The following is a 559-nucleotide window of genomic DNA, read 5'->3' on the forward strand; positions in this document are numbered from 1 at the left end:
CGTTGCACACATTCGCTTCTTGACCGTCAGTCGCAGCACTTGAAAACCACCGCGTCTGTTGGTGCTGCAACAATGTGTGAAGCCCAGAAAGTCAAACGTTTCCGGTTTACCCAAGCCTCGCTTCCTACGATTTCTCGCAGCAAAACGACCAAACTCAATCAGCCGTGTCTTCGATGCGTTGAGTGATAAACCGAACCTGGCCAAGCGTTCCTGCAACTGCACCAGAAATTGCTGAGCCTGCACTTTCGTCCTGAAATCCACCACGCTGTCGTCCGCATAACGCACAATAATTACATCGCCACGGGCATGCCGCTGGCGCCACTGCCTTGCCCACAGATCCAGCACGTAGTGAAGATAGATATTCGCCAGCAATATCGCCGCCATCGAGGCAGAACTTGAAGCAGCCCGGCCAGAGCCCGCCAAGCGCGAGCCACGGCAGCAGCCCAAGCGAGCGCCGCTGCCGGCCGAACTGCCGCGCACGCTGATACTCCACGAGCCGGACAGCACCCAGTGTGCCTGCGGCTGCCAGCTCAAGCGCATCGGTGAAGACGTCAGCGAG

At 58.1% G+C, this 559-nt stretch carries 1 protein-coding gene and 1 pseudogene; one reads left to right on the forward strand and one right to left on the reverse strand.

Features of this window, described 5'->3' with window-relative positions:
- On the reverse strand, nucleotides 1-384 hold a 384-nt coding region (locus N5J71_RS22370; protein ID WP_279917671.1), incomplete at its 3' end, for a reverse transcriptase domain-containing protein.
- Here N5J71_RS22370 and N5J71_RS22375 point away from each other — a divergent pair.
- A pseudogene (locus tag N5J71_RS22375) lies at nucleotides 368-559 on the forward strand (IS66 family transposase); the annotation flags it as partial. The gene N5J71_RS22370 and the pseudogene N5J71_RS22375 overlap by 17 nt on opposite strands.

The organism is Ectopseudomonas oleovorans, assembly GCF_029845265.1.
Lineage (GTDB): Bacteria > Pseudomonadota > Gammaproteobacteria > Pseudomonadales > Pseudomonadaceae > Aquipseudomonas > Aquipseudomonas oleovorans.